Here is a 24,923-nt window from a genome sequence, read left to right on the forward strand (position 1 = left end):
TGGCGTCTACCCCGCGCGTCACCAGCAGCTGCATTTGCCTTAGCGCCCACTTGCCGCCAACCGCCGTCTTCATTAAGTGCAGAACACGCAAGTCGCCAGCGTAAGGGAATGCCCACCAGCGCTCAACAATGCCTGGCGGTAATTGCCGGCCGCCGCGGCAACTGTGTTTAAATTGCTTGGTGCATCGCGGCAGCTACCTCGCGATTAAGCGCGCCCTCGATATAGTCGGTGCCAGCGCCGGTCTCTGCCTTGGCGCCCCCGTGCTAGTCGGCATCGGGGTCGCGAGCGCGTGCAGCGGTGGCTGGCCGGTGCTGTTTACCCAACCGCGAGCTGGGCGGCACGGCGCCATCTTTCACATGATTAAGTTTCGCACCATGCGCGAGGCGTTTGATGAAACTGGCGCGCCGTTAGCTGATGCCGAGCGCTTGACCCCCCTTTGGCAGGTGGCTGCGTGCCTCAAGCCTCGACGAGTTGCCCGAATTGTGGAACGTCCTGCGCGGCGAGATGAGCCTGGTTGGGCCGCGGCCGCTGTTGTCTAAATATCTAACACGCTACTCACCAGCCCAGGCGCGACGCCACGAGGTGCGGCCCGGCCTCACCGGGTGGGCGCAAATCAACGGCCGCAATGCGCTGTCGTGGGACGAGAAATTCGCCTTCGACATCTGGTACGTCGATCACGCGAGCCTCGCGCTCGATCTGAAGATCTTGTGGCGCACGGTGATGGCGGTGTTGCGGCGCCAAGGCCTTGCGAGCGGCGACGAGGCGACGATGAGCGAATTTATGGGGTCGACGGCGCCGATAGCCGAGTCTGATGCTGACGCCAAGCCTGCCACATCAAGACCGGCCACAGCGGGCCATGCCAATCACGCGTCCCAGCCAGAAACCCCTGCCAACGACGGCGAATAATTTCCGGCTGCAAAAATCCATCTTCGCGCAGGGCGCGCTCAAACAGCAGGCTTTCCGCCCAGTCCCGCAACGGGCCGCGCAGCCATGGAACGACCGGGATCATGAAACCCATCTTGGGGCGCTCGAATAGCCGCGGCGGCAACTGGCGTGCGAGCAGTTGCCGCATCACGAGCTTGCCGCGATCGCCGGCAACCTTGGTCGCATACGGCAGGCGCCACGCCAGCTCGACGACGCGGTGATCGAGCAATGGCAGCCGCGTCTCAAGGCTGTTTGACATCGCCGCGCGGTCTACTTTGACCAGCAGGGCGTCGGCGAGATTTTGCACGGTGTCGACATACATAGCGCGTTCGGTGACATTGCCCCGCGCCAGGACGTCTTTGGTTAGCGGCATGATGCCCCGCGGCTCCGCGACATCCGGCACCACCCACTCGGGGTGATACCACAAGCTCATCAATAGCTCGTAGAAGGCGTCGAGATCAGCGGCGCTGGCGATATCAGTGCGGCGGCGCAGCCAATCAAGGGCGCGCCGATCTAGCGTAGCGGCGTCGCCATCGCGCGACACGGCGGCGACCAAGCGATCGGCGACAGTCGCGAGCGCACGTCGCCCCGGGAGGTCGTAGAAACGCGCCAGCTTGCGCAGTGTGGCATAGCGCGGATAGCCGGCAAGAATCTCGTCGCCGCCATCGCCGGTAAGCGCCACCGTGACGTGCTGCCGCGCCAACCGCGACACCAGCGTGGTTGGAATCTGCGAGGAATCGGCGAATGGTTCGTCGTAAATGGTTGGGAGCTGCGGAATCAGCGCGAGCGCGTCGGCTCCGGTTACGTGAAACTCCGTGTGATCAGTGCCCAAGCGCGTCGCGACCTCGCGCGCATACGCCGTCTCGTCGTAGCGCGCGCTGTCAAATCCGATCGAAAAGGTTTTGACCGGTCTCGTAGATTGCTGCTGCATCATCATCACCACAAGCGACGAATCGATGCCGCCCGACAAGAACGCACCCAGCGGCACGTCGGCGACCATCTGCTCGCCCACCGCGCGCGCCAGCTCGGCGCCAAACTGGTCAGCCGCGTCGTCGAGCGACACCACCAGCGGCGCGGCGAGTCCGGCCTCGGCGACGTCGCGAAACGAATAGTACGACTGCGGCTCGGCGCCCCGTTGCGTCGGCGAGATACGCACCCACATCCCCTGCGGCAGCTTGTGAATGCCCTGGTAGATCGAACGCGGCGCGGGCACATAGCCATGCCGCATGAATTTCATCAGCGCGCCGCGATCGATATCGGCGGCAAACTGCGGATGCGCTTGCAGCGCCTTAAGCTCGGAGCCAAAGAGCAAAAGTGAACCACCACGCACCCAACCGTAGTAGAGCGGCTTTTCACCCATCCGATCGCGCGCGAGATACAGCGCCCGCTCGGTAGCATCCCACACCGCAAGCGCGAACATGCCGCGCAACTTGGGCAAGGTGGCGACGAAGCCGTATTGCTCGATACATGCGAGCAATACCTCGGTATCTGATCTGCCCCGAAAGCGATGGCCCTGCGCAGCAAGCGCCACACCAAGTTCGCGATGGTTGTAGATCTCGCCGTTAAACGCGATCGTGTAGCGGCCGCTCGCCGAGGCCATTGGCTGCTGTCCAAGCGGCGATAGATCTAGGATGGCAAGACGGCGAAAACCAAACGCGACGTGCGCGCCATCGCTCCACGTGCCGGCGTCGTCGGGACCGCGCGTCGCGATCGCTGCCGCCATACGCCCCGCTAGCTCTCGGGCCGGCGCAGCGGCCAGGCCGTCGGCGTCAAGAAGGCCCGTGATCCCGCACATGCACGACGTTCATACCATATTATTGCGCGCGAGCCCGCCGTCGCCAGGCTCGCCGCCAAAGGCCGAGCATGGCAAGTGCGCCCGCGATCGCTGCCGCGCTCCGATCGTCATTGCCCGCCTGGCAGCAACCACCCGTCGCCAACTCACCCGGGGGCGGAGGCGGCGCAATTGGGGGCGGCACGTCGACATCGGTGTTGATCGTCACGCCATCGCTGACGGCGTCGGGCGAGGCGCGGCCGTCGGCGGCAATGGCGCGTACCGCGAAACGATAGTTGCCGCCGTTTTGCAGCGGCAGGTCGGTTAGCGTAACGTTGGTGCCGGCGACGTTGAGCCAGCCGTCGACATTGGGTGCCGGCGAGCCCGCGGGCGCCGAGATAAACTCGCCATTGTGATCGGCGAGCGCTACTTGATAGCGAATGGCGCCAGGCACCGCGCTCCACGACGCCGCGAGGTCACCAGCTGTTTCTAAGTAGTCGACGTCGACGCCAAACGGCGCAAGCTGTGGCGCGAGATCCTCTACCAGGGCCGGCGAACCGATCGGCGCGTGCTTTAGGCCGTAGAGATATCCGTCAGCGACCGACACCACGATTTCATCGAGCCCATCGCCATCGGTGTCGCCAAAAGCGAGCGCGCCCACCGCGGTGTCAAATTCATAAGCGAACTGCAAAGCGCCGTTACACGGATTAACCGCATAAAGCCAGCCATCGCTCGAGCCGAGCACGGCGCTGGGCACGCCGGTCCCGGTGAGGTCTTTATGCACGTGCGCCGAGGTCAATTGACCTGCGCGCACGCCGGCGTCTGTCATGGCCTGGGCGGACGAAAACACCTGTCCTTCCGCCAACCATTGCACTTGCGGCGCGCGGGACGCACCGCCGCTCCCCGCGCCATCGTCGCGATAGAGCGCCAGTTTGCCGCCATCTCGAACCGAGCCAGCGACGATAACGCTATCGATCGCGCCAGCGCCTCCGCTGCCCGACAGCCCATCGACGCCGGGGCACTGCGCAACCGCCGCATACGGAAACGGCAGATCGTCCTCGCTTGAGGTCCACCGCGTGGCTAGCGTTTCGTCGAGCGTGCGCAGCGGGTGCAAGCCGCCTTGCAACACCACAGAGGGCGTGCTTCCGCCACCAAGCGTCGTCCACATCGGCATGAAATACGCCATGATCAAAGGACCGCCCACCATCACTTCGACGCCGGTGCCGCCGTCAATGACGCGCGTGCCGTAGTGATGAATGATCGCGTCGTCGCGACCATCACCGGTGACGTCGGCCGCGGCAAATCCCGCCGGATTGCGATTCTCGCGGCCAAGCGTCTCGTATTGCCACATGATGGCGCCACTCGCGCCATCGAGCGCGGTCATGCGGACCACGAGATCGCTACGCAGACCCCACTGCACCAAGGCATCGGCGACTCCATCGGTGTTGAGCTGAGCGGGCACAACATCGCCAAACACGTTGATGCCCCCGCCAAGGGTGCTTGACCAAATGGTGTTGCCCGTGGCGTCAAGGCGCATCACCTGTTCCGCATTCGGTGTCACCGAGCGATCGAGGCGACGGCACATCACGCCGGAGCCACCGCTGTTGGCGATGACGGCCGGCGACTTCGCATCGGGGACTTCCCACAGCAGCGCGGGCGGCCGCACCATCAGCGCCTCGCTGGCGCTGCTCGCCACCAACACACCTCGGCTATCGCTAACGACGATCGCGTCAGGCGAAGCGGCTCCGAGCAGGCCTACAACCGGCGCCATGGGCATGTGATTCCATCCGCCGTGATCGTAGTAGCTACCCGCCGGTGCACGCCATCGCGACGCGAGATTGGCCGTCAAGAGTCCATGCACGTAGCCATCGCTCGTGGTGACAATGAGGCGGGCTGGCGCGGCGGCCGGCGCCGTCGGAGCTGAACCGGGCGACCGCACATGTAAGGCGCCAATCGCACCCAGTTGCGCCGCGCCAAACGAGCGACTCGCACGCACCACCGGCGCGGTCACCGGCACGTCGGCGACGTCATAAACGAACAGCGTCGTCGCGGCGGCGTCGGTCATCCATAGCTCGGGCAAGTCGTCACCCGTGATGTCAAAGGTCAGCGGTCGCGCGGCGGTGGTTTGGCGCGCGCGCAGCAGCCAGTCTTGGCTCATTGCGATGCGGCGATTTGCTAGCTTAAGCCAAGACGTCACCGGCTCGGCACCGCCGCGGCTAAATCGCCAAAATCCGGCATCCTTGCCCGCTTGCGTCGCAATGAGCGCAAACGGTACTTCTCCGGCGGCAACGGGCGGTTGGCCTTCCAACCGCATCGGCACCAAGGCGGTCACCACGGCATCTGGGATCGCCGCAAGCACCGCGCCCGTATCTGCATCGAGCACATACGTCACGAACTGCCCGCCCGCCAAGGTGCCGCTAATGACCACCTCGCGCGCGCCGTCGCCATCTAGATCGAGCAGCGAGTTCGGCGCCAGCGTCATGCCGCCGTCGATCACGCCGGCATCAAAGAACCACACCACGTCCAGTCGCGCCGGGTCATCATTTGTCGCGGCTACATAGGCGAGGCGGAATACGCGATGTCCATGCCCAGCGGTGGCCAGTTGGCTCGAATGCGCACAAAGCAAATCGCGCGGCGCGCCCGAGCTCTGCTGATCTGGTGGCACCGGCTCGCATTGCGCGAGGCCCAGCCATGCCGACAAGGGTGCCGTTGCCGCCATGGGCGCCGCCGCGTCGCTCGGCGCAAACATAGACCAGGTGTCAAAATCGGCAAGATTGCCCTCGAGCAGGCCATTTCCGTCGAAATCGTCAACAACAAGTGAGGTGCCACCGCCGCAATAAGCGTGTGGCAACTCCGCCATGATCGCAGCATTGGTGAGCCCCGAAGCGAAGTCGTAGATGTAGCCGGTGTTGCCGCTATTGAGCCCGCAGCAATAACATTCTTGGATCCACAGCTCGGTGGACCCGTCGCCATTAAAATCTGCGGCCCGGACGGCGCCAATAGTTCCCATCTCGCCAAATGGCTCGGCCCACAGCACGGTACCGTTTCCTGGCCGCAACAAGTAGACTTGGGCGCTCGATGCAACCGCGACTTGAACATCACCGTTGCCATCAAAATCCGCGATCGCGATAACATTGGTTAACTCGAGATTGGCCGAACGCCAGGAGACGTCACCAGAGGCATCAAACTTGACGAGACGGCCGGCGGCGACGACGTAGGCAACGACCACGTCATCGGTCGCGTCACCGTTGCCATCAAGCGGGCCCGGCTCAAAGGCCGTGAGCAATTGCTGCGATCCAACCCGGCCACCAAGAAATTGTCTCCAATACGGCGCCGGTGAGGTGATGTTGCTGACGCCGTTCGCGGCGCCAGTACGCGCGGCGTCGTGGCGGGCCATTGGCCAATCGGCATTGGCGATGCGGGTGCCGAAAACCAACAACGCCATCATAGCGAGCGAGGGCCACGATCTTGCGCTCCACTCGAGCATCGACCGTATTGGCCGCATTTGCCTCATAACGGCACCTTAGCGCACGATCGGACGCGCCGGCGTGCCAATCGCCGTGCACCCCGGCGGCACATGCTTGACGACCGTCGCACCAGCGCCCACAACGGACCACGCACCCACATGTGCGGTTGGAATCACAACGGCTCCGGTACCGAGGTCACAGCCCTCATGCAGGTACGCTCCGCCCGAGACCATTACGCCTGGGGCTAGCGTTACGTAATCCTCAAGGACCACATCGTGCGCGACGTTGACGTGCACGTTGACGGTACAAAACGCGCCCATGCGAACATCGACGGTGATGGTGCTGAGCGGACAAATGATCGTGCCGCGGCCAAGCGATACGCCTTCGCCCACAAGGGCCGTGTGATGCACCAAGACCGGCCACGCCAACGGCGCGGCGGCGAGCCTTTGGACAATTGCGCGTTTGGCCGTGGGATTTCCAATTGCTAGCACGGCCCCAAGCCCACCACGGCGCGACGCCTCTTGGGCTAGCCAGGCGACGTCGCCAAGCACAGCGGTGCCATGCACTAATGTGCCATGCTTGGCCGAATCGTCATCGACAAATCCAATCACGTTGAGTGGGTCGGCAAAGGGCGCTTGCGCCGTCTGCTCGCGAGCCCACTGCAGGGCCTCGCGTCCCATCCCACCGACGCCGATGATCACTACGTCCATGGCGCGACGATACCTTATTTGATTGCCGCCGCGCGGAGCGCCCGCCAAAACGCCAAAAGCCGCGCATCGCGGGCACTTTGTTCAAACGGCAGGGCATAGGCGCGATTGCGCGTCGCCTGCTGCTGCCGCAACCAAGGCGCGGCACCCCACGCATCCAGCCGGCTGGCTAAAGCCATCGCGTCGCCTACGGGCACCAAGGCCTCCTCGCCCAGCACCTCCGGCACGCCCCCCACTGGCGTTGCGATGCACGGCAGGCCGACCGCCATTGCTTCCAGCAAGACGCGCGGCATGCCCTCAGTGCGCGACGGCAGCACGAATAATTCATGCTGGGCCAGCGCGCCGTGCACCGCGGCGCCCGACGGCAGCGCGCCACGCCACCGTACGCGCGTGCCGAGACCTAGCGTAAGCGCTAGATGCTCGTATTGTGCGCGCAAGAGCCCGTCGCCCACCACGGTTAACGTGTGCGCCGCGGCCGCCATCGCGAGCGCGCGCAGCAGCACGTCGAGGCCCTTGTACTCCCGATCGAGCATGCCGACAAAAATAAGCGCCATGGCTGGCCCCGCGCCTTGTGGCGGTGGCGGCGCACCCCACAGCTCGGCTGGCAAATCCAAATCTGACGCCGAAAAAGTTGGTTTAGCGGCATTTGGCGGATACCGCCGCTGCAGCGCCTCAGCCGTCACATAGAGCGTTGCATCGGCGCGCGCGACGAGCCATGACAAGTGCCGCGCCAACATGGGGGCCGCCACGGCACCGGCCATTCCGGCCGACCGCAGCGACTGCTGCGGATCACCAACCACCTGCACGCCAAGCGCCCGAGCACGCGGTACCAGCGGCGTCATCAGCAGCGGCACCACGCCGGGCGCGCGGAACAACAGCGCGGCTGGTTGCTCGAATGCCTCACGCGCCGCGCGTACCACCGCCGCGACCACGCCCGGCTGCAGCAAGCTTGCGCCGCGCACACTCGGTAAAAGACACGCACGCACGCCTGGACCGGTGACTCGAAGTTGAGTCGCTGTCGCAGCTTGATCTGCGGCCGACCCGCCCCGCTCGCCACTGCGCGCGATGACGACGACGTCTGAAAATACCTCTAGATAGCGAGACCAAAAATCATAGCCGTACAGCGCGTCGGCAAACACCCCTTCCGAAGTGTGCGTGAAGTGGTATTCCGACGTAATAACCAGGCGCATGGCGACCGCGTTTGCGCGCAGGTGACAACCCAGCACGTGCCCATATCATACTATGAACATTGAGGATTTACGCAATTCTCATGCTAGAGTTCACTCCAATGCGGCCGCTGCCCGGCGGGACGTGTTAGGAAAGAGTTATCGTGGCAGATCCCGCCCAAGCACACCCTCCGACCACCCCGTCGACGCCGCCAGGCGGAGGGTTTGGTGCGCTCACCGATGAGGCGCTATTTGACCGCGCCCGGCTCACCCGTTATTTCGATATCCTGCGCAAGCGCGCGTGGCTGTTGTTGGCCGTGTTTGTCGCTGGCCTTGGCCTCGCGGTGCTCTACACGCTCCGTCAGCCCAAGATTTACGAGGCCACGGCAACGGTGGTGGTCAACCCGCAATCGCCGCGCGTCTTTGGCAGCAAGTCCGAAGAAGTGATCGAACTCGGCACCGGCAGCTACTGGTCCAACCAAGAATACTACAACACGCAGCTCGACGTCATCCGCAGCTTTCCACTGGCGCTGGCCACGGTCAACGCCACGCGAGCGGGCGCCGGGCAATTCGCGGCTGAGCTCGTGCCAGCCGCCAAGGCGCCCCTCTTAAGCGAGACCGAACGCGTCGAGCTCGCCGCGACGCGCCTCAAGCGCATGATCTCGGCCGAACAAGCGCCCGAGAGCCGCATCATTGCCATCAGCGTACAGCACGTCGATGCCGACCTTGCGCGCGACCTAGCCAACACACACGTCGAAAGCTATCTCGCCTCCATGCGCGGTAAACGCACCATCGGTACCGAAAAGGCCTCCTTCATCTTGGCCAAAGAGGTCGATGTCGCCCGCGCACAGCTCGATGCCGCGGCGGCGGTGCTTTACGATTTTCGCGCCAAAAACGATCTCGGCGCCGGCTCCATCGAAGGCAAGCAAAGCGTGCTTTCAGACCAAATCTCGCGCTACACCGCGGCGCTTACCGACGCGCAGATCAAGCGGAGAGAACTCGAATCGCTGCGCACCCGCATCAAGTCGTTACAGGCCGATGACGTGCTGAAGTCGCCTTTGTTCGCGCTGCTCTCCAACAACGACATCGTCGAGTCGCTCAAGGCGCAGTACCACGCCGAGGCCAAAACGTTCCGCGAGGTCGCGAGCGAGTTTGGCCCCAAGAGTGAAAAATATATCCAACAAAAAGGCAAGGTTGCCGATGTGCTCACCGCCATCACCAACGAGGCGGATCGCGCGGTGCGCGAGGTCGAAGAGCGGTACATGGTTGCGGTACGCACCGAACAAGGGCTGTCGGCCGAACTCGAACGTCTAAAGCTCGAAGCCAGCGGCCTCGGCCCCGTAGCCAAGCGCTACAGCGAACTCGCGCGCGAGCACGACGCCGCCGATACAAGTTACAAAGAGAAATATTCCCAGCTGCAAAATTCGCAAGCCGAAGGGCGCAACGAGCTGATTAATATCGAGCCGCTCGAGCAGGCACGTGACGCCTACCTGGTCAGCCCGCGCCTTACCGTAAATCTTGTGGTAGCCGCGGTGCTGTCACTCATCCTTGGCATTTCGTTGGCGTTTGGCCTCGAGTATCTCGACCAAAGCATTCGCACGCCGGGCGACGTCGAGGCGCTCACCGGTGCGCCTTTGCTGGGCGTCATCCCCATTGTACCAGAGAGCCCTGGCGATACGCCGCAGGCCATGCAGGCGCGAGATATGTTCGTCTTTCGCAACCCCACGTCGCGGGCGGCCGAGTGCTGCCGCGCCATCCGCACCAACATCCTGTTTGCCTCGACGGATCGTCGCATCAAGACCATCACCGTCTCGAGCCCACGCCCGCGTGAGGGCAAGACGACCACGGCGATTTACCTCGGCACCACCATGGCGCAGAGCGGACAACGAGTGCTCGTCGTCGACACGGATATGCGCAAACCCCGCCTGCACAAGTCGCTTGGCGTCTCCAAAGCCAAGGGCATCACCAATCTCGTCCTGGGAGATGCAACCCATGCCGAATGCATCAAGTCGACCGACATCCCCAACCTCTTCGTGCTGCCATGCGGACCCTTACCGCCCAACCCGGCCGAGCTCTTGCTCACCGATAAGTTTAAGTCCGTGCTCGCCGAACTCGAGCAACACTACGATCTGATTTTGCTCGATTCGCCCCCCGTGCTGGCGGTTACCGACGCCGTGGTGCTGGCACGCATCTCCGAAGGCGTGATCTTGGTGGCGCACGCGGGTACCACAACGGTTGACGACTTGCGCGCCGCCGCCCGTCACCTGCGTGCCATCAACGCGCCAATTCTCGGGGTTATTCTCAACGACATCAATGTAGATGACCGGCAGTATGGCGGCTACTACGCCACCTACGGCAACTACAGTGAGACCGCCGCACAAGCCTCTTAGGCCAGCCATGAGTCGCTCCCGTCGTCAAACCGATCACGCGCGTCGCGTGAGCCAGTACCAGCCGGTGGTGGCTGACATCGTCATCACCTGCGTCGCGCTGCTCGTCGCGTATTCCATCCGTTATGAATTTAAGATTCCCGCCAGCTACGCGACGCAGATGCTGTGGCTGATGCCGATCGTGTCAATTGCGCGGGTTTTTTCTAATCATGCGTTTGGGGTCTATAGCGTCGTATGGCGCTACATGGGCTTGCACGACGCGCTCCGCTGCCTGCAGGCCGCGGCCATGGTCAGCGCGATCATCGTCGCGATTCGCTGGAGCGTCGGCGCTCGGCTACCGGATCTGGTCGTGCCCTATTCCGTTGTAGCGATGGAGGGCCTCCTCGTCTCGCTTGCCATGACAGGCATACGCTTCGTGCCGCGCATCATGGCGGAGCGCGTGCGCAATGTCGGCATTCCCACGCTGCTCATCGGCGCGGGACAAGGAGCCACCGCCATTCTGCGCGAGGCGTGGCGGCATCCCGAGCTCCAGATGGCCCCCGTAGGCCTTCTAGATGATGACCCAGCCAAGCAAGGCATGAAGATCTCCAGTTGTCAGGTACTCGGCGGCTTGCCCGATATCGCTACCGTGTTGGAACGCACTAGCTGCAAGCGCGTCATCATCACCACGCAGGCCATTTCCCCGGCGCAGATCGCGGCCATCATGGATGCCTGCAATCCGCACGGCGTCGCCGTAAACATCGTCAAGGGGCTCTACGAATCGCTTACCGACGACCCGTCGCCTCAATCTAGCCTCAGCATGCGTGAGGTGCGCATCGAAGACTTGCTGGCGCGTGAGCCCGTGGCCCCCTCGCTGTCAATGCTTGACCTGCGCGCTCGCTATGGCCACAAGCGCATTATTGTCACCGGTGCCGGCGGATCTATCGGAGGTGAGTTGGTGCGCCAGCTCGCGCTGCTCGAACCTGCCTTGCTCGTACTCGCCGAGCGCGATGAGACCAATCTCTTTGCCATCGAACACGAGCTGGCCGCGCTGCGCCAGAACGTAGAGATACGCCCGTTGCTCATCGACATTATGGACCGCGAGGCGGTGGCCCGCATGTACGCGGAATTTGCGCCTGACGTGGTGTTTCACGCCGCGGCCTATAAGCACGTGCCGATGATGGAGCGCTTTCCGTGGGAGGCCGCCCGCAACAACGTGTTTGCCACCAAGCACCTCGCTGAGCTTGCGAACGAGGCCGGCGTCGGCGCCTTTGTCATGATCTCGACCGACAAGGCGATCAACCCAACCTCAGTCATGGGCGCGACCAAGCGCATTGCCGAGCAGGTGGTGCAGGACCTCGCCAAGACCGCGACCACCAAGTACTCGTGCGTGCGCTTTGGCAACGTGCTGGGCAGCCGGGGCTCAGTGGTCGGAATTTTCCGCGAGCAGATCGCAAGCGGGGGCCCGGTCACCGTCACTCACGCGGATGCCACGCGATATTTTATGACCATTCCCGAGGCCGCGAATTTGGTGCTGCAGGCCGGTACGCTCGGCGCCCGAGGCGAGGTCTTCTTGCTCGACATGGGCGAGCCGGTCAAGATTATCGATCTGGCGAGGCAGATGATTCGCCTCTCCGGCTTTAGCGAGGCACAGCGCCCGATCAAGATCATCGGCACCCGGCCGGGCGAGAAGTTGTTCGAGGAGCTATCGACTGCGAGCGAAGACCTTTCGGCGACGGATTTGCGCAAGGTCTTTCGCTGTCGCCCCATCGCCGCCGAGCACGACCGGATCGCACAATTGTTGGTGGCATTGCAGGCCGCGGTATCGGCACGCGATGCGGCCGACGTGCGCCGCGTACTAAGCGAATTCGACATCGGTTATCAAGAAACTGGCCCGCGCCATGCCCCATGATCGGCCTGCCAAGCGCCGTAAAAACTTCGCGGTGATATTTGCGGCCAATGCGGTGTATGCGGGCGCGCAACTGCTCATGCTGGTCGCAATTACGCGGTGGACCACGCTTGCGGAGACAGGTTTCTACGGCTTTGGGCTGGCGCTCACCACGCCGATCATGCTCGCGACCGGCATGGCGCTGCGCGAGGTGGCGTTTACTGATGCGGCGCACTCGCATCTCGCCGATTCGTATGTTCGACTGCGCCACATCACCACCTCGATTGCGCTAGGGCTTTGCCTTGCCCTCGGTGCGGCTGTCGCGGCGTCGCGCGAGGAGTTCACCGCCATCGCGGCGGTCGCCATCGTCAAGGCGATCGAGTCGCTGTGCGAGATGCGCTACGGCCTGTGGCAGCGCGACGGGAATCATAGCGCCGTGGCACGCTCCCTGGCGCTGCGCGCGGTGGTCGGCCTTTGCGCCTTTGTGATCGTCCTGCGTTTCACCCGCATTGTGCCCTTGGCCTTGCTAGCCACCAGCCTGGTGTGGGCAATCGTATATCAGTGGTTTGATGGCTTTCACGTCGCGTCCGAGCCCGGGGCCCGGGCCACGGTCGATCGGGCCGATGGCCCGCTCTCCTCATCGTCGCGTGAGGGCGTGCGCGCCCTCGCCGCCTTGGCGTGGCCCATGGGCATCGTCGCCGCGATCGTATCGCTGCAGATCAACCTGCCGCGCGGTTTCGTGCGAGCCTACCTCGGCACCGAAGCACTGGGGCGATTCACCGCCATCTCCGCCGTGCTCGCAATATCTTCAACCGTACTTGTGGCGCTTGGGCAGACCAATGGCCCGCGGTTGGCGCAGCTCTGGCTTGAACGCTCATATCGCGCGTTTGCGAACCTAACCGCGCGCCTGATCGCCATGATGTTGGCAATCGCGGGCGTCGGCGTTGCGCTGGCACTTAGCGTGGGCGACCTGGTGATTCCACTTGCCTTCGGGGGCAAGTACCACGGGCTGGAAACCTTGCTCGCCCAGATGTGCCTTGCCGCCGGCCTGTTTGGCATTTCCGGAATCCTTGGCACCGCGGCGTTGGCGCTTCGCACGTTTCGCTTGGTTTCCCTGCTGCAAGTCGCCTCCGCCCTATTAACGACGCTGGCGTGTTGGTTGTTCGTGCCTCATGGCCTGATTGCGGCAGGGTGGGCCGTAGTGCTCGCAGCCGCCGTTTCCTCCCTGCCGCCCCTCGGCGCCTTTGTTTACGCGCGCCGTAGCATGCGCGAGGCGGCGCGATGACCGACCATGCACTGCCTCTACCACGCGCCTTGCGCTGGCGCAAGTCGGTGGAGTTCTGGTGGGCGCTCGCATTGGTAGGGGTCGTCGCGTTGGCTTTTGCCACGTTTGATGATCGATATCGACATTGGTTCTTGGTTCCAGTGGCTTTTAGCGGTGCCTTGATCGTCACGGATCTGCTGCAATGGCTGCGCTCCCGCGGCGATTTATTTGATCCAGCGGGCATTCTCAGCGTGCTTGGCGTGCACTTTTTTCTTTGCGCCGCTGCTGCATGTGCTGTGGGACATATGGATGTGGAACGGCTATTGGTTGGCCGTCATCGCTCCGCCTCGCGACTGGCGCCCATGGCTTGGCATCATGGCAACGCTCAATTGTGCGGGCTTGGTGCTGTACCGCTGGGCCCACGGGAAACAAGTGCTGCCCGTCCCGCGACCCTTTTGGAAGATCGATCGTACGCGCTTTATACTTTTTGGCGCGTTCTTCGCCGCCGTGGCGCTGACGGCTCAGATTCTCGTTTTTGCCCAGTTTGGCGGCATCAGCGGTTACATTGACACGTTCGAGCGCGGCATCGACAACTTTCGTGGCTACGGCTTCGTCCTCACCATCGCCGAGTCGCTGCCCATCTTGCTGGTCATGATCTACGCCGCCATCGCACAAACGCGGCCGCTGCTACGCGCCTGGGGCCCGCTGCTCATCATGCTTGTCTGTTATTTCGGCCTGCGTCTAATCTTTGGAGGACTCGCCGGCAGCCGTGCCAATCTGGTGTGGGGCCTGTTCTGGGCGGTCGGCATCGTCCACATGATGATTCGGCCGTTGTCGCGGCGCTGGCTCGTGGCTGCGATTCCGCTGCTGGTCGCATTCATGTACGTCTATGGCTTTTATAAGGCCGGCGGCCGTCGCGGCCTCGATGCGATCTCGAGCGAATCCGCGCGCGAGGAGCAGATCGAAAACACAGGGCGATCAGCGGAGTTCACCTTGCTCGGCGACCTCGCCCGAGCCGACGTGCAGGCCTATATTTTGTACGCGACCGCCCACCCACGCATGCGCTACGAGTGGGCGCTCGGTCGGACGTATGCCGGGGCACTGGCCTTGTTTGTGCCCGCGCGCATCTGGCCGTCGAGGCCCGATACCAAGGTGCGCGAAAGCACCAATGTGGTGTTCGGCCCCAACACATACGAACGCACCGAATTTCGCTCGAGCAAGGTCCATGGTCTCGCCGGCGAGGCGGTGCTAAATTTTGGGATGTGGTCGGTACCGGTTTCATTTCTCTTGCTCGGACTGCTGATTCATCGCTATCGGCAATTCGCCGCCAGCCTCTTGCCAGGTGATTGTCGCGTGCTGCTGCTGCCGTTCTTGTCGACTTTTTGCTTCTTGGTATTATCGATGGACTCTGACGTGTTGGCCTTCTACGTCTTTAAGCAGGGCCTGCTGCCCATCTTGCTCGTGTTGGTGGGCAGCCAGCGGGCGCGGCCTAAGGCGATGGTGACGGCGGCGACGTGACGATCTGCCGGCGAAGCGCGGCGGCCTGCTCGGTGTGGCCGTTGTGGTCATGCCAGCGCGCGCCTTGCTCGTACCAATAGTTGCGCTCGGCGGTCGACTGCAGCAAGGGCTCGCGGGCGGCGAGCGAGCGCTCGATCATGTCGCCGATGGCCGGGTCGGCGCGCGTGGCTATCACCACAAGGCCAATTTCAACCCGCGCCACGTGCAAGGGGTATGCGCCGCGTGGCGTGGCAGCGCGGGCGTCCAGCCGCGGATCGACGATGATCGCCAGCGCCTGCTCCGGCGCCTGGGTTTGCATGTGCGCATAGGCCAGCGCGACGGCCGTATCAACGGAGGGTGCTAGCGCCTCGGCGGCGCGCGCATGCCGCAGCGCCGCGTGCGGCTCCGCGGTCATGAGCGTTTGCGCCGCGGCGAGCTGCACCGCGCCGTCACCAATAAATAGCTGACCAACTCGGCGCGCATACGCCTGGGCGATTTCTTTGTGCCCGGCGCGCGCCAGCTCATGCAGCCAAAACGCCCCATCTTCGCGATTAATCGGGATCGCCAACGCGGCCTCTTGCGCGCTGGGCAGCGCGGCCGAGATGTCGCGCACCAGGCTGACGTTGCGCGACAGCGCGAGCGCGGTCGCAAATGCGGCAGGTGCTTGAGGCCGTGCCGACGCCCGGCTCATCGCGGTGCCCAGCACCATGTGAGCCGCGACGTTACTGGGATTTAGCGTCACCGCGCGCGCGAGCACGGCAAAGGTGCGCGGATCGTGCCGACGCATCATGGCCTCGCCGAGGCGCGCCCATGCCTGATCATCCGCGGGATGGCGAGTGGCTATGCGCTCCAGCTCGGCAACAGCCTGCGCATCGACAAGGCTATGCGGCGCCAATTCGGCGGAGGTCGGCCGCGCCATGGCGGTAATTGCGAGCGTCGCCACTGCGGCGAGGGCCACGCCCCCTTTTGTCCAGAGTCCTGCGCGTGGGCTCGCAACCCGTACAGCGCGCACCGGCACGGCGATCGCCGCACAGACAAGCGCGGCTCCGAGAACCAACGGCATCTCGAGGCTAAAGTCGAACAGGTCGTGTACGAGCAGGCCCAAGAGCCCGGCCCACGCCGCCGCTCGCAGGCTGCTCTCCTGGGCATGACGCCACGCTGCTGCCATCAGCCACAGCCACAGTCCTAAAATGGCCAAGGCCCCCAAAAACCCCACGTCGAGCGCACGCTGCACTACCGCATTTTCAGGATGCGAATAGCGCACGCCTGCCACCTGCGCGTACTTTGCAAACGCCGGCTCGAACGCACCCGTGCCCACCCCCACCAGCGGCGCCTCACCGAGCAGGTCGACGCTTTGACGCCACACCCAAAATTTCGAGCCGCGCTGCGATAATTCAGCGACCTCGGTCTTGGCAAGTTCGCGCCCAAGCGTCTGCGACGAAATCCCATAAATCGCCAGCGCCGCCACCGCCGCCAGTGCGATGGCCATCCACTGCGCGCGCCGAACGTGTCGCATGGCAAGGCGTTCGCTTTGGACAATCATCGGCACGGCGATGATTAGGGCCACGCACAGCCCAAGCAGGCCGCCGCGCGATCCCGTCGCCAGCACCGTGGCCACGAGCAACGTCAACGCCCCCGCGTACACCGCGCGCTGGGCGCCCTCGCTGCGCAGCGCCTGCGCCACGGCTAGCGGACACGCCAAACTCAAAAAGCCCGCGAGATGGTTCAGGTTGAGCAGCGGCGAGGTGAGGCCATCGACGACCGGCGACCGCAGCACGCCCCACAAAAAACCTGGCGCAAGCAAGGTGTTCGCCCACGTCACTAGGGCCACGAGCGACGCCGTGCCGACCACCAGCGCCGCCAGGTTGCGCCGCCCATGCGACGACATCGCCAGCCGCATTGACAGCTGCGCTATCGAGATCGCGAGCAACAGCTTGCCAATCGCCAGCAAGGTCAGCGGCACGTCGTAGCTCAGCGCGTACCACTCCGGTGGCGCCACGCGCAGCGCCGACGCGTTGGCCACCACCAACGCCGCCTTGCCGGGCGATAGCCAAGACACCAGGGCATGTGGCAGTGGCAGCACTTGCAGCAGCGCGAAGGCCAAGCCCACCACCAACGGCCAGCTATAGCGCGGCAGCACGCCGCCAAGCTCGGCGCCTTGCTCGGCGCGGATGCCTGCCACCAGCGCAAACGTTCCCGCCGTGGCCGCCATGGCGATCGCGACCGACCACCGCAACACGCCGCCGGCGCCGCCAATCAGCACCACCATCGCGAGCGCCAGGCCCGCCAAGGCCCACTTGTGTGTCCGCGATCCGGACACATCGGTCAGCCGCCGTGGGCGCGTCGCCGCCATCTTAAAAGCGACGGCGCGGCACGAACACGGAGTCGCCCGGGCGCATGTAGAAAACCGGCGCTTTATTCTCCGCCACCGCCTGCACCGGCACGGTAAATGTCTCGCTCTTGCCGTCGACGGTGCGCGTCACCTGCACCGCGTTCTCGCGCGCGCCGGCGGTAAAACCACCCGCCTGCGATACTGCCTCGACCACCGTCATGCCAGGCGTGAACAAGATCGCGCTTGGCTTGCGCACTTCCCCGAGCACCGACACCTTCTTGGAGCGATACTCTTTGACGTAAACCGCGATCGACGGGTTGACCAAATACCCATCAGCGAGCCGCCCGCGAATATCTTCTTCAATCTGCGCCGGCGTCTTGCCGACCACCGTCACCTGGCCAATGTACGGAAACGAGATCGTGCCCTCTTGGCTGGCCGAAAACGTCCCGGACATGTCTTCATGGCGAAACACGCGCACCTCGAACAAGTCGCCGGCATCGAGCGTGGTGTCTTCATTATAGATTGCTTGGCTCGGATACTTGCTAGCGGGCGGATCGCCGCAGCCGAGCAGGGCGGCGGCGCCGAGCCCAACAATCACTAGCACGCGAAGCGCAAACACTGACACCGCCGCAATATACGGCGCTTAGTCGTTGCGGCGCAACCGAATGACCGTTTTCAATGAAGCGCCTGGCGTCGCCATCGCGGTGGGCGCGGCAGCCACCACGTCGCTTAAGCACGCGACCATGGCTTCGTCGCCGCTAACCACGAGGGGGCCCCATTCATTATTGGCGTCGGTCGTCCGGCTGGCGATTAGGGTTACAGGCCACGTTACCTTCGTGGTCGTCGCACAGCGGAAGAACTTGGCGCGACGATCTGCGAGCGCCAGCTGGTCGGTCGAAAAACAGGCGTACTTGCCCATGGCGTCCGGATCTCGATAGCAATTCGTGGCGTCGCCGATGTCGACCGGCGCATCCGGGTCGCTAGCATCGGGAGCTTGTTGCACAACCGCGGTTTCGCCCTCGGGAAGCGTCTGCGTCTCAGGCGCGGCCCTGCCGCCACACGCGGCCACCATCGCCGCAAGTGCAATCAGAACCCCCGCTACGCTGATTCGTTTCATGCGAACTGTGCGCTTAGTTGGGCTGGAACGGCAACTTGACTTCAAAGCCCGCGTCCGTCGGATCGCCATCGCTGTCGACCGGGGGCGTAAAGCTCCAACCGGCCATGCGCGTTTCAATACAAGCATCGAGCTCGCTGTTAAAGCCGGTGGCCTTGGGTGATACGACGCGGCCTTTTTCGTTGACGGTAAAGGCAATGGTCACGGTGCCAGCCGCGGTCGGATCGGTCTTGAGCAAGTCTTTGTGACAACGCTGCAGACCGGCCATGTACGCGCTCTTGATCTTCGCAATCACGGAGTCTGCCGTGAGCGTGGATTCGTCAAACGCCTTCTTGGACGAAACGGTGACGCGGCTGCCTGGCGTCTTTTCATCTTTGCCAGCGGCGTCGCCGGCGCTCGCAATGCCGCCCGCGCCAGTGCCCGTGCCTGGACCTGATGAGGTCCCCGTGCGCGCATCGCCATCGCGCGTCCCGCCACTGCCGGTGCCGCCAACCGCGATCTTGCCGCCGCCTTCGCGTACGGCATCGATGCTGCGTCCAATATCTTCGCTGGGGCGACGGTCGGCCATGCCGCGCTCAACATCCGATGGCCCGTCGCCGCCGGAGGCAAACAGCTCGCTGGCATAGCGCTGCGCATCGTCAACCGCGGCTTGCTTTTCTGCCGCGACATCGGCGGCGGTCCGGCCACCGCCTGCGGGTGCGGGGTCAGTTTTTGGCTTCTCGTTTTTGGTCTTGCCGCCAGCATCGGGCGCCGGCTTGGTGTCCTCAGCTTTGGCCACCTCGGTCGGCGTTACGGGTTGCGTGAAATCTTCCACCACGTATTCGTCGATGCCGGCTTTTTGCCGCGCCTGTTGCGCGAGCGTGCGTGGCGCCGGCCGGTCGACAATAAAAAAGGCATAGACCCAAATAACAATCGCGACGGCGTTGGTAATGCCCATGCACGCCATGAGCAGCGGATCCATGCGATCCATCAGGCTGCCGCGCACGGCGGCAGGCAACACGGGCTTGGGCTGCGGCGGCGGCTCAGGAATGACCTGAAACAGCATGGAGAATTCGCCGATCCACAGCTTGCCGCGCGCGTCGTTGCCGAGATCGACCACAAAGTAGTCGTCGACCCGACGGGCCTTGGCCTTGAGCTGCTCGAGCGTCAAGACCTGATCGCCGCTCGAGATGCGGCCTTCCATCTTGGCGGGAAAGCGCAGCTCATAGTGATCATTTGCCCACACCAACACGGTGAAGGTGCGTGGCAACTGCTCGATCGGCACCGCGAACATATTGTGGCTCGATTGCCCGATCGTGACGTTCTCGTGCTTATGCACCAGCCGCTCTTCGATGATCTTGCTGCCGAGCACGAGGCCGATGCGTAGGACACGCTTGGCGCCGTCGCCGCGCGACGATGATGAGGTGGATGCGCGCGCCATTAGAAAGGGGCCTTCTTAAGGGTTTCGAGGATGAGCGGGAGAAAGTCTTGCTTGAGGCTCTCCCACTCGTAGTTGATCGATTTTGGTTGCAGCACGTAGACAACACTCGGCCGCGGCACCTTGCCGCAAACCGTCACCACCGTATCAATGACCGTGATTTTTTGGCCGTTGCGATACTCGATGTGGAAGTTCTTGCCTTCTTTTTTGCCATCTTCGCTGTCGGCGCAGTCATCGGCAAACGCGGACATCGCGCCCGGGCCCGCCATCGCGGCCAACGCCATCGTCAACGCGAGCGCGAGCAGCGGGGCGCCGGTAAGCGCGCCTGCCCCCGCCCTACCGCGGGAGCCCTTACTGTATGAGGTGTTGCTTGACGTCATCGTGCCCCCTGCTACTTCTTGCGTTTCTTTTCTTCGCGCTTGATGAGCTTGCTCACATCTTTTAAACGCGCCTCGACCAGCGAAAGATCTGCGCCGGGCTTGGATTTGTATTCCTCAAAGTACGTCTTGGCCTGGCCTAGGCGCACTAGGGTGTCCAGCGCGCCGGCCGGTCCCGGAAAGGGGTCAGCGTCGAGGTAGAGCAGGCCCAGGTTGTAGTAAGGCGTCGCATAGTCGCGGCGCAGGGTTAGCGCGCGCTTGAACGCGTCTTCGGCCTTGCGCAGATAGGCGGTGTTGTCGGGGGCACCGGCGGGCCACCCTGCGCTGCGGCCGCGATAGGCGCTCCCCAGCGAGTTGTAGACCTCAGCGCTGGTTTGGCCGAGCGCGCCCGAGACCTTCTCATAGGTAGCCACGGCCATGTCATATTGCTTGTTGCGCAGCTGATGCACGCCGAGGTTAATGTGGGCGCTGGCGAACGCCGGGTTGAGATTTACCGCCATGGTGTAGGCTTTTAGCGCGCGGTCGTAGTCTTTCCTTTGGTCGTAAATGAGGCCGTAGACGTAAAAGACGCCGGCGTTTTGCTTGGCCTCGGCGCGGCTGCCATGCAGCATATCGAGCAGGACCTCGGCGGTGTCGTAGAGGCGCTTGATATAATAGGCGTGCGCAATGGTGACCTGAGCGTCAATGCTGGTGGAATCGGCGGCAAGCGCCTGTTGAGCCGCGCGAATCGCGGCGTCCGGATCAGGCGTGCTCGCGGCGAGCAAGGCGCGCGCGGTGGCGAGGTGTTGCACGACTTGTTTGCGCGCCTCTTCGGGCGGCGTGTCGAGATTTGGAAACACGATCTCGGCGGGCTTGTCGGGGTCGCGCGGCGCTCCGCTATCAGGCGCGTCCGTATCATCGCCGCCCGCGTCACCCCCGGCGTCGCCACCCCCACTACCTGGTAGGTCGCCGCCGCCATCAAGACCTTCACCGCCGACTGGGTCCTTGTCGCTCATGCTGCCAGGCGTCGTGGCGTCCGGCGTTTCTGTTTTCTTTTTCTTTTTGCACGCGGGCGTGCCCGCCAACAGGACGCCAGCCAACAGCCAAACCAATGCGCGCGCACGCCCGGGCGTCATCATGAAGTGCCTCACGGTTTTGTCGTCCCTTCGAACAGTTCTTGATGCTGCACGGTGTACTCGTCGGGAAATTCGCGACCGAGATTTTCCAGCGCAAGCTGGGTCCACTCATTCGAGATGCCCCGCGTCTTGCCAAGCTCGACCACGCTCGACCAAACCTCTTTCGCCTTGGTCAAGTAACCCTTGGTTGCGATTTCTTTGGCGACGCCCTCTTCGTAGGCTGCGATCGCGTCCGGGTTGGTATCCGCGAGTTTTTGGATAAAGGTCGGAATCGGCATTTGGGCCAGCTTCTCGGCCAGGCGCGCCAAGGTCTCGCCATAGCGCACTTCGGCGGCCATGAGATATTCGGGGATGCCAAAGCGCTTCATGACGTCGTACTTGGCCTGGGTGTCGAGCGTGCGCCGCTCAAGGGCCGCCTTGTCCTTCTTGAAGTCTTCGGGCTTCTTGGCCGCCTTGGTGATGCGGAACGGATCGAACTCACTTGCAAAGTAGCGCTCGGCGAACAGCAATTCGTATTCGCCGGCCATGCGCGCGCCGCCGCCGCTCTTGATTGCCTTGCGCTCGTCCCAGGCGCGAATGGCCTGGCGCCCAGCATCGTCGGCGTCCTTGCTGCGGCCCTTGCGCTGATACGCCTTGGCCAGCTCATAATAGCTCGCGACGTAGTCTTCCTCGTTGCCGGCATCGGCGCCATAGGCCTTGCGCCAACGATCGTAAGCCGCGGCGAGCTTGGCGGTGTCACCTTGCGCGCGATAGATGCGAGCGAGTGCCCACAGCGCGCGATCTTTTTGCCGCCGCACCGATTCCTCGCGCTCGTAGCGCGTGTAGAGGTCGAGCGCGCGACGGAAATCGCGATCGAGCTCGGCGAGCGCGGCGGCGTTATAAAGCGCGTCGAGCGCCACCTTCTCAAACGATTGCGCCGGCTGCCCCGCCGTTGCGGGCAGTGGCTTGATGCCGCGCTTGGTGGCCGACTTTGCGACCTCGTAGAGCTCAAGGTACTGCGCGATCGCGGTGCGATAGTCAAACACGCTTTGGTGGCTCGCCGCGGTCAGCCGCATCGCCTCAAGGTAGTACGCGCTTTCGCGATACGGCTTGTCGCGGTTCTCGGTAAATTGCTTAAACAACGCGATCGCGGTCTTTGGCCGATCTGCAAGCTTATAGGCCACCGCCGCGTTGTAGAGCGCCGTCGGCGCATCGGGATCGCTGGCCGCAGTCGTCTTGTAGTAGCGATAGAAGGCTTCGGCGGCAAGCATGTATTGCCCGCTGCCAAAGAGCTCGTTGGCCTTGCGAAACTCGAGGCTGCGGTTTTGCCCGAGCGCAATTTCAAGCGCCTTGGCGTCGCCGCACTTGGCGGCGATAAAGGCGGCGTTGGTTTCTTCGAATTTATCGAGGCGCCCGGTGGCTTCGTAAATGCCGAGCAGGCCGTCCTTGGCCTTGACCGATTCCGGCGAGCCGCAGAAATTTTTCTGCACCTTGGACAGCCGCGTTACCGCGTCATCGATGTGGAGGTACGCCAAGCTAACAAGCGCGGCGTTTAGGCCTTGCTGCGGCGCGGTCGCCGGATCGGGCACAACGTCTTGATATGTGTCCCACTCGGCTTGCAACAGTTGATAGATGCGCGGAATAGGCTTGGCCACCAAGGGCTTTGGCATGGCCGCGAGCTCCTGAGGCGTTGGCACCACCAATTCAGCTACGGTGCCGGCGGCGACTTGCCGCGCGGCCTCGGCCTCATAGGAAGCCAGCGTGCCCTTGGCGGCGTCGATCAAGAATTTGGTCGAGAGGTCGCGGTGGTCGCGCACCCAGCTGTACTGCACCACGGCGTCGTCGTAGCGCTCGCTGAAAAAGAGCGCCTCGGCCATATAGAACGTAAAGTCGTAGACGTACTCAGACTCGGGGTATTGGCGAATAAAGGCCTGATAGAGTTCGATGGCCTTTTGATACTCGTCGATCGAGGCGGCGCGGAGCTCGACATCGGTCTTGCCGCCCTCGACCCACTCGCGGCGCAGGGTGCCGGCGGTAACGTGCGTATTGCGCGCCGCCGCGTAGAGCGCGCGCTCGGCAATGCGGCGTTGCGCTTCCATCGCGACGCGATCTTTTTCGTTCTTGCGAAACCACGGCGTGCCTTCGGCGTAGCGCGCGGCGAGTTCGGCCGCGGCATCATCGGCGCCGCTCTTGTCGCCCTTGGCGTCGTACGCATTGACGATTTCTTGGTGCACCAGTGGGTTGGTTGGCTCGAGCTCCCACGGCGGCCCGATGGCGATGCGAAAGGCCTCGATGGCCTGGTCAAACGCCTGCAATTCGAGAAAGGCATTGCCCATCGCGACCCAGATATCGCGCACATGGGTCTCGTCTTCGCGGCCGTTATAATATTCTTTGGCGCGGGCAAACGCCTTGATCGGATCGGTGTCGGTCTCGCCTTCCCACGGATCGGTAAACGCGACCGCGATGTACTGCAGCGACTCTTCGCGCAGCTCGAGGCTCGGGGTCTGGTTGCCCGCGACGGTTGCGTCGTAGAGCATGACCGACTCGTCAAAGCGATCGATCGCTTCCTTGAGAAAATCGCGCTTGTAATACGACCACGCCAGCTTATAGAGCGCCTCGGCATACATGGGCGAGGCGTTGCCTTCTTTGACGACGTGCAGATACGCCGAGATGGTTTCGTCGATCTCGCCCGGCACGTTGAAGTGGTAGTCGGCGACGCCGCGCACCCATGCATGGCGGAGGAGCTCAGGGTCAGCGTCTGGCCACGGTTCGCAGCCGGCGTAAAGGTCATTGAGCTCCTTGACCTTCTTGCGCGCGAGGAACTCCTCACGCGTCGGCACCGGCGGCGCGACGTCGGTGTATTTGAAGCGATTGGCACAGGTCAGGGCGAGGAACATGATCAGCGAGCGGCGCTCGTCTTTGCTCTTGCCATAGTGACCAACCAAGTACAGCACGCTGGGGAATTGGCGATAATCGGGGAACTTGCCGAGAATGGTTTCCCATAGCGCGACCGCGCGCGAGTAGTCGACGATCGGCTCGACGTCGGGATTGGTATCGTTTTCGAAATCGGTCTCGGCCTTGTCGAGATATAGATCGGCAAGGCGAAACATCGCGTCGGGGGTAAATTTTTTATGTTCGGGATAGCGCGCGATAAAGGCCTCGAGGCGCGCGATCATGTCGACGCCGCGCTCGCCGGCGATGCGTTCGGCCGCCGCAATGCGCTGCGCATAACGCTTTTCCAGCGTCGACATGCGGTCATCAAATTCGCGGCGCACGATGCTCTTAAGCCGAAGCTGATGCAAATCCGCCGCGCGCATGAAGCGGAGAAAATCGTCCTCGACATCGCGCAACGCGACGAATTCGTCGGGTGAAAGCGGTGCGCCAACCGCCAATCCGGGCGCCGGCGTGCTTACCGGCGGTGGTGGTGGAGGCAGCGCGCTTGGCTGCGCGAGCGCACGATCGCTGGCCGCTAGCGGCAGCATGGTGACGACAAGCAACGACGCCATGAGGCGGTGCCGCACCGTTGATGCGGCCATTAA

15 protein-coding genes and 1 pseudogene are annotated in these 24,923 nt (G+C 63.5%); 5 read left to right on the forward strand and 11 right to left on the reverse strand.

Annotation, left to right across the window (positions count from 1 at the left end; genetic code table 11):
- Positions 1-128: 128 nt before the first annotated feature.
- Positions 129-789, forward strand: a pseudogene (locus tag IPL79_13650) (sugar transferase).
- Here IPL79_13650 and asnB read toward each other — a convergent pair.
- From asnB to IPL79_13670, 4 genes are read right to left on the reverse strand one after another with little or no spacing between them, the layout of a single operon-like run.
- On the reverse strand, positions 779-2,719 hold the full coding sequence (gene asnB / locus IPL79_13655; protein MBK9072029.1) for an asparagine synthase (glutamine-hydrolyzing): 1,941 nt from the start codon (positions 2,717-2,719) through the stop codon (positions 779-781). The pseudogene IPL79_13650 and the gene asnB sit on opposite strands and share 11 nt — an antisense overlap.
- Before the next feature lie 19 nt (positions 2,720-2,738).
- A complete protein-coding gene (locus tag IPL79_13660; GenBank protein MBK9072030.1) occupies positions 2,739-6,200 on the reverse strand; it encodes a VCBS repeat-containing protein in 3,462 nt (1,153 codons plus the stop codon).
- Positions 6,201-6,218: 18 nt separating this feature from the next.
- Positions 6,219-6,872 carry an acetyltransferase gene (locus IPL79_13665; GenBank protein MBK9072031.1) on the reverse strand — a complete coding sequence of 218 codons (654 nt, stop codon included), beginning with the start codon at positions 6,870-6,872 and terminating at the stop codon, positions 6,219-6,221.
- Positions 6,873-6,886: 14 nt separating this feature from the next.
- Positions 6,887-8,059, reverse strand: coding sequence for a glycosyltransferase family 4 protein (locus IPL79_13670; GenBank protein ID MBK9072032.1), 1,173 nt, complete (start codon positions 8,057-8,059; stop codon positions 6,887-6,889).
- Positions 8,060-8,199: 140 nt separating this feature from the next.
- Here IPL79_13670 and IPL79_13675 point away from each other — a divergent pair, with 140 nt between their 5' ends.
- The 4 genes from IPL79_13675 to IPL79_13690 all read left to right on the forward strand — a co-directional run bounded on the left by IPL79_13675 (position 8,200) and on the right by IPL79_13690 (position 15,071).
- Positions 8,200-10,425, forward strand: a complete 2,226-nt coding sequence (locus tag IPL79_13675; protein MBK9072033.1) for a polysaccharide biosynthesis tyrosine autokinase — start codon at positions 8,200-8,202, stop codon at positions 10,423-10,425.
- A 7-nt stretch (positions 10,426-10,432) separates the two neighbouring features.
- Positions 10,433-12,313 (forward strand): polysaccharide biosynthesis protein, encoded by a 1,881-nt coding sequence (locus IPL79_13680; protein ID MBK9072034.1) that lies wholly within the window; start codon positions 10,433-10,435, stop codon positions 12,311-12,313.
- Positions 12,303-13,574 carry a lipopolysaccharide biosynthesis protein gene (locus IPL79_13685; GenBank protein MBK9072035.1) on the forward strand — a complete coding sequence of 424 codons (1,272 nt, stop codon included), beginning with the start codon at positions 12,303-12,305 and terminating at the stop codon, positions 13,572-13,574. The genes IPL79_13680 and IPL79_13685 overlap by 11 nt, the downstream gene beginning before the upstream one ends.
- Before the next feature lie 354 nt (positions 13,575-13,928).
- Positions 13,929-15,071: a hypothetical protein gene (locus IPL79_13690; protein ID MBK9072036.1), complete on the forward strand. Its 1,143-nt coding sequence runs from the start codon at positions 13,929-13,931 to the stop codon at positions 15,069-15,071.
- Here the strand turns inward: IPL79_13690 and IPL79_13695 are convergent.
- Genes IPL79_13695 through IPL79_13725 form a run of 7 tightly spaced genes read right to left on the reverse strand, consistent with a single transcriptional unit; the run spans position 15,043 to position 24,920 of the window.
- On the reverse strand, positions 15,043-17,403 hold the full coding sequence (locus IPL79_13695) for an O-antigen ligase family protein (protein MBK9072037.1): 2,361 nt from the start codon (positions 17,401-17,403) through the stop codon (positions 15,043-15,045). The two genes, IPL79_13690 and IPL79_13695, sit on opposite strands and share 29 nt — an antisense overlap.
- Before the next feature lies 1 nt (position 17,404).
- Positions 17,405-18,007, reverse strand: coding sequence for a polysaccharide export protein (locus tag IPL79_13700; protein MBK9072038.1), 603 nt, complete (start codon positions 18,005-18,007; stop codon positions 17,405-17,407).
- Positions 18,008-18,025: 18 nt separating this feature from the next.
- Positions 18,026-18,499, reverse strand: a complete 474-nt coding sequence (locus IPL79_13705) for a hypothetical protein (protein ID MBK9072039.1) — start codon at positions 18,497-18,499, stop codon at positions 18,026-18,028.
- Positions 18,500-18,512: 13 nt separating this feature from the next.
- Complete coding sequence (locus tag IPL79_13710) at positions 18,513-19,916, reverse strand: hypothetical protein (protein ID MBK9072040.1); 1,404 nt, start codon at positions 19,914-19,916, stop codon at positions 18,513-18,515.
- Positions 19,916-20,293, reverse strand: a complete 378-nt coding sequence (locus tag IPL79_13715; GenBank protein ID MBK9072041.1) for a hypothetical protein — start codon at positions 20,291-20,293, stop codon at positions 19,916-19,918. The genes IPL79_13710 and IPL79_13715 overlap by 1 nt, the downstream gene beginning before the upstream one ends.
- Before the next feature lie 11 nt (positions 20,294-20,304).
- Positions 20,305-21,408, reverse strand: a complete 1,104-nt coding sequence (locus IPL79_13720) for a tetratricopeptide repeat protein (GenBank protein MBK9072042.1) — start codon at positions 21,406-21,408, stop codon at positions 20,305-20,307.
- Positions 21,409-21,416: 8 nt separating this feature from the next.
- Positions 21,417-24,920, reverse strand: coding sequence for a tetratricopeptide repeat protein (locus IPL79_13725; protein MBK9072043.1), 3,504 nt, complete (start codon positions 24,918-24,920; stop codon positions 21,417-21,419).
- Positions 24,921-24,923: the final 3 nt, after the last annotated feature.

The sequence above is a fragment of the Myxococcales bacterium genome (assembly GCA_016716835.1).
GTDB lineage: Bacteria > Myxococcota_A > Polyangia > Haliangiales > Haliangiaceae > JADJUW01.